This window comes from Meiothermus sp. (assembly GCF_025056915.1).
Taxonomy (GTDB): Bacteria; Deinococcota; Deinococci; order Deinococcales; family Thermaceae; genus Meiothermus.
In genome coordinates, this window is record NZ_JANWVH010000108.1 from 1 (window position 1) to 7,748 (window position 7,748).

6 protein-coding genes are annotated in these 7,748 nt (G+C 62.0%); all 6 read left to right on the top strand.

What is annotated here, in order from left to right; all coding sequences use genetic code 11:
• Window positions 1–951 (top strand): amidohydrolase family protein (locus tag NZN28_RS13285; RefSeq protein ID WP_295398919.1); only part of this gene is annotated, 951 nt, incomplete at its 5' end.
• Window positions 948–2,342 carry a M20/M25/M40 family metallo-hydrolase gene (locus tag NZN28_RS13290; protein ID WP_295398921.1) on the top strand — a complete coding sequence of 465 codons (1,395 nt, stop codon included), beginning with the start codon at window positions 948–950 and terminating at the stop codon, window positions 2,340–2,342. The genes NZN28_RS13285 and NZN28_RS13290, both read left to right, overlap by 4 nt.
• Window positions 2,339–3,394 (top strand): ABC transporter permease, encoded by a 1,056-nt coding sequence (locus tag NZN28_RS13295; RefSeq protein WP_295398923.1) that lies wholly within the window; start codon window positions 2,339–2,341, stop codon window positions 3,392–3,394. Before NZN28_RS13290 ends, NZN28_RS13295 begins: the two co-directional genes overlap by 4 nt.
• Window positions 3,394–4,572 (top strand): ABC transporter permease, encoded by a 1,179-nt coding sequence (locus tag NZN28_RS13300; RefSeq protein WP_295398925.1) that lies wholly within the window; start codon window positions 3,394–3,396, stop codon window positions 4,570–4,572. The genes NZN28_RS13295 and NZN28_RS13300 overlap by 1 nt, the downstream gene beginning before the upstream one ends.
• Window positions 4,573–4,679: 107 nt before the next feature.
• Complete coding sequence (locus NZN28_RS13305; protein ID WP_295398927.1) at window positions 4,680–6,488, top strand: ABC transporter substrate-binding protein; 1,809 nt, start codon at window positions 4,680–4,682, stop codon at window positions 6,486–6,488.
• Window positions 6,489–6,565: 77 nt separating this feature from the next.
• Window positions 6,566–7,748, top strand: a 1,183-nt coding sequence (locus tag NZN28_RS13310; protein WP_295398929.1) for a pyridoxal phosphate-dependent aminotransferase, incomplete at its 3' end; no start/stop codon positions are given.

The following is a 7,748-nucleotide window of genomic DNA, read 5'->3' on the forward strand; positions in this document are numbered from 1 at the left end:
GACCTCAACGCCCCGGGTGGAGTGATCATTGACCTGGCCAGGGCCATCCATGCTGGCTATGTGCGCGGCCCTCGAGTCAAAGCCTGCGGCCTCGGCCTGAGTGTCACGGGTGGACACATGGATCCCCCTGGCTGGGGTGACCATGTTAGGTTCGAGGCCATGGCCCTGCCTTGCGACGGCCCGGAGGCGTTCCGACGGGGCGTGCGCGAGCAGGTCAAGCGCGGGGCCGACTTCATCAAGATCAACCTGTGCGTGGGCTCGAGGCGCGACCTCGCCACGCCCTACCGCCAGGAGATGACCGATGAGGAGATTTTCGCCGCTATCGACGAGGCGCACCGCCTCGAGCGCAAGGTGGCGGCCCACACCTCGGGCGGCCCGGCCATCACCAAGGCGGTTCGGTGGGGCCTGGATACCGTGGAGCACGGCCACTGGGTGGACGAGGAAACCGCCGACCTGATGGCCGAAAAGGGGGCCTACTACATCCCGACCCTGCTGGTGAACGAGCGTAACTTCGACTTTACCCCCGAGCAGCTGGGCGTTTCCAGGCAGGCCTGGGCCTGGCTCGAGAAAGCCCGGGAGGACAAGTGGCAGAGCCTGGAGCGCGTCCGCAAGGCTGGGGTCAAGATCGGCTGTGGCACTGATGCTGGTTTCATGCTGCCCCACGGGGCGATGAACGCCAGGGAACTCGAGCTCCTGGTTCAGGGGGGCCTGACCCCCCTGGAGGCCATCACTGCGGCCACCAAGACCAACGCCGAGCTGATGGAGCTGGATGAGCTGGGGGTACTGGCTGTGGGCAAGGTGGCTGATTTGCTGTTGGTGGACGGGAACCCGCTCGAGGACATCCGGATCCTCCAGCAACAAGCAAAACTGCGGGTGTTCAAGAACGGCGTGGAAGTCACCCGCCCCGATCTGCGGGCCCGCTGGCCGGGCCTGGGGGGAGTGCTGGCATGAGCGACGAGGCCACCCTGCAGAAAGTGTTCGACTACATCGATGCCCATGCCGAGCAGGCCGTGGAGGACCTGCGCACCCTGCTGCGCCAACCCTCGGTGAGCGCCCAGAACATCGGCCTGGCCGAGTGTGCCCGTTTGCTGTGGAGCCTGATGCGGAAAAACGGTGTGCAGAATGCAGAAATTCTGCCCACCGAGGGAGGCCCCGAGGTGCTGTTGGGCACAGAAAACCCCCTTCACCCCGACGCGCCCACCCTGCTCTGCTACGGCCACTACGACGTGCAGCCCCCGGAGCCACTGGAGCTGTGGCACTCCGACCCCTGGGGCGCCGAGGTGCGGGACGGGGTGATCTATGCCCGGGGGGCCACCGATAACAAAAGCGGCTGCCTGGCCTTTGTGGAGGCCGCCCGGGCCTACCGGGCGGTCGCGGGTGGCACCCCGGTGCGCTTGCAGTACCTGTTCGAGGGGGAGGAGGAGATCGGCTCTCCCCACCTCGAAGACTTTGTCTGGAAGCACAAAGACCGGCTCCACTGCGATGCCTCCATTGGCCTCGACGGCGGTGTGAACCGCACCTCGCTGCGCCCCGAGGTGCACCTGGGCATCAAGGCCATCCTCTACGTCGAGTTGCGCTGCAAGACCCTCAAGCAGGACACCTGGTCGGGGCGGGCCCAGATGCTGCGCTCGGCGCCCTGGCGCTTGATTGAGTGCCTCACCTCGATTGCCGACCCTGCCACCGGGGTCATCAAGGTGGAGGGCTGGTACGACACGCTGATCCCGCCCGACGAGTGGGATCTGGAGTTCCTGCGCGACGAGCTGCAGTACTTCAACCGAGCCGAGTTCATGCGGCAGATGGGGGCGAGGCACCTCTCCACCGACGATGACTTCGAGCTGCTAAAACGGGCTCACTACGGCGCAAGCGCCAACATCTGCGGCTTCGCTTCGGGTTATACCGGGGAGGGCTCCAAAACCATCGTGCCTGCAGAGGCTGTGGCCAAGATGGATTTTCGCTGCCCGCCGGGCCTCGAGCCCGCCGAGCAATTCAAGAAGCTGCAAAGACACCTCGAAAAACACGGTTTCGACGACATCGAGCTGATCCTGGTCAACGCCCGCAAGAATCCCTACAAAGTCTCCTCCCGCGAGGCCATTGCCCAGGCTACCTTCCGTGCCGCCGAGCGGGTGTTCGGTGTCCAGCCCATCGTCCACGGGGTCAGCATCCAGGGTTTGATCATGCTGGCCATTCCCCACCCCGCTGTGCTTTCCGGTTTTGGCGCACCCGAGAACAACCTGCACGGCCCCAACGAAAACATGCCCATCGCCCGCTACATTCAGGGCATCAAGTACGCCGCCGCGATCTATCACGAGTACGCCGTAGAGATGGCCCAGAGGAGACCATGACCCAGTACCTCATCCGCCGCGTACTGCAGGTGATCCCGACCTTCATCGGGGCCACCCTGCTGGCTTTTATCATCATCCAGCTCACCCCCGGCGACTTCACCGACCGATTCGCCCTCGACCCCAACGCCGATGCCGAGCAGCTGCAGCGTTTGCGCGAAAACTTCGGTCTGGACGACCCGGTTCTGGTGCAGTATTTCAAGTGGATGTGGGGCATCATCACTGCTGGATACCTGGGCGAATCGTTCACCTACCGCGCACCGGTCACCGAGATCATCGTGCCCCTGATCATCAATAGCTTCACCCTGGTCTTGATTTCCCTCATATTGACCTACCTGCTGGCCATCCCCATCGGAATTTATCAGGCTGTTAATCAGTACAGGCTGGGCGATCAGGTCTGGTCTTTCTTTGCCGTGGTGGGGCTGGCCATTCCCAACTTCTTTTTTATCTTGTTGCTGATTGTCGGTGTTCTGTATTTGCAGGCCCCGTTGCGCGAGATAGCCCAGGGCAATGCCTGGTACAGGCCCATCCTGGATTTTTTGAGCTACGACCTGCGAAACGGGCTCTTGTTTCCCGTGGGTGGAATGCGAACCACCGAAATCTACGACAGCCTCTCCTGGTGGCAGCAGGTGGGAGATCGGTTGTGGCACCTGATTCTGCCCACCCTGGTCATCACCACCGCCGGACTCTCGAGCCTGGTTCGTGTGGTGCGCGGTCAGGTGCTGGATTTCTTGCAATCGGACTTTGTACGCACCGCCCGCGCCAAGGGCTTGTCCGAGCGGGTGGTGGTCTACAAGCACGTGCTTCGGAATGCCATCAGCCCGGTGATTTCGGGCATCGGCACAGTGCTACCAGAGTTGGTGACCGGAGCCGGCCTGGTGGAGTTTGTGTATCGCTGGCCGGGCATCACCCCGGGTTTCGTGATCGCCATTCAGCAAAAAGACCTCTATGTGGTGATGGGCCTGTTGGTGCTTTCAGCCATCCTGCTGATGATCGGGAACCTGATTTCCGATGTGCTGCTGGCACTGGTGGATCCAAGGATTAGGTACTCCTGATGATCGGGCCCGTGACCTCGAGTTCCACGCCCCTGCGCACACTCTCGCGGGGCCAGGTGGTTCGGTTGCAGTTCCGCAAACACCGCCTGGCGATGGTCAGCCTGTGGGTGCTGGGCCTTCTGTACCTGCTGGCGGCCTTTGCTGATTTTATTGCGCCTTACGGGGAATCGGAGTCGTTTTTCCGGGGGGCCATTGACCGCAGTTTTGCCCCGCCTACCCGGATACACTGGCGCGACCCCGAAACCGGAGCCCAGACAAGGCCTTTCGTCTACAACGTGCGCAGCGAGATCAACCTCGAGACCCTCCAGTTCGAGTTCAAAGAAGACACCAGCACCCGCTATCCCATTCGTTTCTTTACCCAGGGGCAGCCCTACGTACCCTTCCCGATCAACCTGATTCCCCAAACCTGGCGCAATACCTGGGGTTTCAACCCCACCGTTACCCTCCGGCTGTTTGGCGTGGACAAGCCCGCCACCATCTTCCTGTGGGGAGCCGATCGCCTGGGGCGCGACGTGTTCGGGCGCATTCTATTCGGAGCCCGAATAACCCTGACCATCGGGATTTTTGCGGCGGTGCTGGCCCTGGTGGTGGGGCTGGTACTGGGCGCTGTTGCCGGCTACTACGGTGGTTGGCTTGACGACCTGATCATGCGGGTGGTGGAGGTGCTGTCCACAATCCCAGCCCTGTTCCTGTTGCTGGCCCTGCGGGCGCTTTTTCCACTGGACGCAAAGTCGAGCGTGGTGTTTTTCGTGGTGATCCTGATCCTGGGGCTCATTCGCTGGGGCGGGGTGGCCAGGGCGGTGCGCGGGCAGGTGCTGAGCTTGCGCGAGGAAGACTACGTGATGGCCGCGCGGGGATTGGGCGCCAGCGATGCACGCATCATCTTCCGGCATGTCCTGCCCGCTACCGCCAGCTTTGCCATCGTCAGTTTCAGCCTGCTCATACCGGGCTTCATCCTGACCGAATCGGGCCTATCGTTTTTGGGCCTGGGCATCTCCGATCCAAACGCCAGCTGGGGCCTGATGCTGGCTGTGGCCCAGGAAGGTGGAATGCAGACTTTCACCAGCAGGCCCTGGATGCTGATTCCAGGTTTGTTCATCTTCATCACGGTGCTGGCTTTCAACTTTGTGGGCGATGGGCTACGCGACGCGCTGGATCCCAAGGCCAGGAGGGGCTAGGTATGTTCGTTCCGTCCATCAGAACCGACAAACCCCCATGAAGTCCTCCGTGGCTTGAATGGACACGGTGCTAGACGGTTGTGAGTCGTTTTTTTCGGGAGGCAGGCATGCGCACGCTCAAGTGGTTGGTCTTGGTTTTGGTGATTCTGGTGGGGGCTGGGGCTCTGGCTCAGCCGCTGGTTCGTCCCGCCCGCTTTGGAGGTGCGGGCAACGCACAGATGGGTGGAACGCTCACCTATGGTTTGGTGGGCTTGCCCCCGACCTTCAATCCTTTTACGGTGCAGTCTCTTTCGGACACCTACATTCAGTACCTGTGGTACCCCCAGCTTGTGCAGTTCAATGCGGCCAGTGGACAGTATGAGTGCTATGTCTGCGTTAGCTACCAGCAACGTGGCCTGGACATAACCTTCAGCATCCGCAGTGGCATCCAGTGGTCGGATGGGCGTCCCCTGACCGTGGACGACATCATCTATAGCGCCGAGCTGCACGCCAACCCGCAGGTTAACTCGCGCCAGCGCAGTTTGTTCACGCAAAACGGAAAGCCGTTGCGGTGGACTCGAGTAGACGGCAACACCGTTCGCCTGACCCTGAACGCACCGGATGCCGCTGTCCTTGACCTGGCCACCTGGCCCATCGTACCTCGCCACATCTGGCAACCCATCTTCGAGCGGGGTGGTGCAGCCGCAGTCAACGGCGCCTACACCGTCAGCACCCCTCCTGCACAGATTGTGGGAGCCGGTCCATTCCTGGTTGAAGCCTATCGGCCCGGTGAAGAAATGGTGCTGCGCAAGAACCCCAACTACTGGGTAGTGGACGAGCGGGGCAACAAGTTGCCCTATCTGGATCGCATCATTGCCCGCAACTATGCCGATACCAACGCACGCCTGGCGGGCTACATTGCCGGTCAGCTTGACTACTTCCAGCCGCTGACCATTGACGAGGTGCAGGGGGTACGCCAGGCCATCAGCGCGGGTCGCCTGGATGCCGAGCTGAAGGTCAACATTACCCAATCGGCAGTGACCAGTACCATCTTCTGTAACTTCCAGAACCCCGATCCCTTCAAGGCCCAGCTCTGCCGCAATGTCAACTTCCGCCGGGCCCTCTCGCACCTGGTCGACCGCGAAACCATCCTGCGGGTGGGGTTGGGCGGGCTGGGCCGCCCCCTGTATGGCCCCATCAGCTCGGGCAACACCCGCTGGTACAACCCCAATGTCTTTGTGGAGGGCCGCACTCAGTTCAGCTACAACCCCCAGCGCGCTGCCGAGCTGTTGCGCGGACTGGGCTTTACCCGGCGCAATGCCCAGGGCTTCTTGATTGATGCTCAGGGCCGTACCATCAAGATGAACGCCCTGGTGGTTTCGACCGAAGCCTTGCAAAAAGTGGCTGCCCCAATCGTGATTGAAGATATGCGCAAGGTTGGGATCGACGCATCCTTTACCGTTGCAGACAATGGCAGCGTAATTAACCCGGCCCTGCGCAACTTCAACCCCGACGGCACGCGCAACTTCGACCTCTCATTCACCGATTTTGGTGGGGTGTTTGATCCCCCGACCCGTCGCAACCTCTACAACCTGAACGGGGTGGCCCACCTCTGGAACCTCAACCGTCCAGGTCAGCCCCGCCCCGACCGCCCGGAGACCTTTGAAATCCTGCTGGACAAGCTGGTCTCCGATGGCCTGGCCACCACCGACCCCGCCCAGCGCAAGGCCATCTATGACCGCTTTCAAGCTGTGGCTGCCGAGAACCTCCCACTGATTTACCTGTATACCCGGGGCCTTCACGTCTCCTACAAGAAGCGGGTGGGCAATACCCAGGACCAGCTACAAGACCCCATCGGCGCTTTCCAGAGCACGGCCAACGGCTACCTGGGAGAGGGGATCAACTTCCTCGACACCATCTTCGTGCGGGGGAACTGAACCATTGCAGGCGTCCAGGGTCGAGGGAATTTCCACAACGCTTGTCTCTCGGCCCTGGACCGCCGCCAGGAGGTTACGTGTCCATATCTACCACCCGATACCGTATTGCTGATCGGGTCGTTCACAAGGACGAGTCCATCCGCACCAGAATGCTGGGTATCGCAGCGGGGTTGGAAGGGGTGATAGCCCTGGGGCGGGGCGACCCCGACCTGGACACCCCCAGGCATATCGTGGAGGCCGGCCAGAAAGCCCTGGCGGCCGGGGCCACCCACTACACTGCCCCCCAGGGAATGCCCCAGTTGCGTGCGGCCATCTGTGAAAAACTCGAGCGGGAAAACCACCTGAGCTACACCCCCGATGAAATCATCGTCACCGCCGGCGCCCAGGAAGGCATCTATGTGGCCATGCTGGCCTTGATCAACCCAGGAGACGAAGTGCTGGTCACTTCGCCCGGATACACCTCCTACAACCAGGCCATCGAACTGGCAGGGGGGGTGGTGGTTCCGGTCAACGTGTACCAGAAGGACAATTTCGCCCTGACCGCGGAGGCCGTAAAGGCCCGGATGACCCCCAAAACCCGGATGCTGTGCCTGATGAGCCCATCCAACCCAACGGGTTCGGTCACCCCCAGAGCCGAGGTGGAGAAGCTGGCCCAGCTGGCCCAGGAGCATGACCTGATGGTGATCTCGGACGAGATTTACGAACGCCTGGTGTTCGATGGGCATAGCGTGACTTCGGTTGCCAGCCTGCCCGGCATGAAAGAACGCACCCTGACCCTGAATGGGTTTTCGAAAGCCTACGCCATGACCGGCTGGCGCATCGGCTACCTGGCCGCCCCCAGGGATCTGGCCGTGCCGATGAATGAAATCCACCACGGCATCAGCATCTGTGCCCCCGCGGTCAGCCAGCATGCGGCTCTGGCGGCCCTGCAGGGTTTGCAGGACTGCGTGGAGGAGCACCGGCAGATTTTTGCCGAGCGACGGCGGTTTTTCCGCACGGTGCTGGACAGCCTGGGCTTCACCTATGGTGAGCCGCAGGGGGCCTTTTACCTCTACACCAACGTCTCCTCGACGGGCCTGGGGGCGGGCGAGTTTTGCATCCGGCTGCTGCAGGAAGCCCGGGTGATGGTCTTCCCCGGAACCCTCTTTGGCGACCACAACGACCACTTTGTGCGGATTTCGCTCCTGCAACCCATGGCGAAGCTTGAAGAGGCCGCCGACAGAATGGCCAGGGCGGTGAAGACACTGAGGGCGGCGGGCT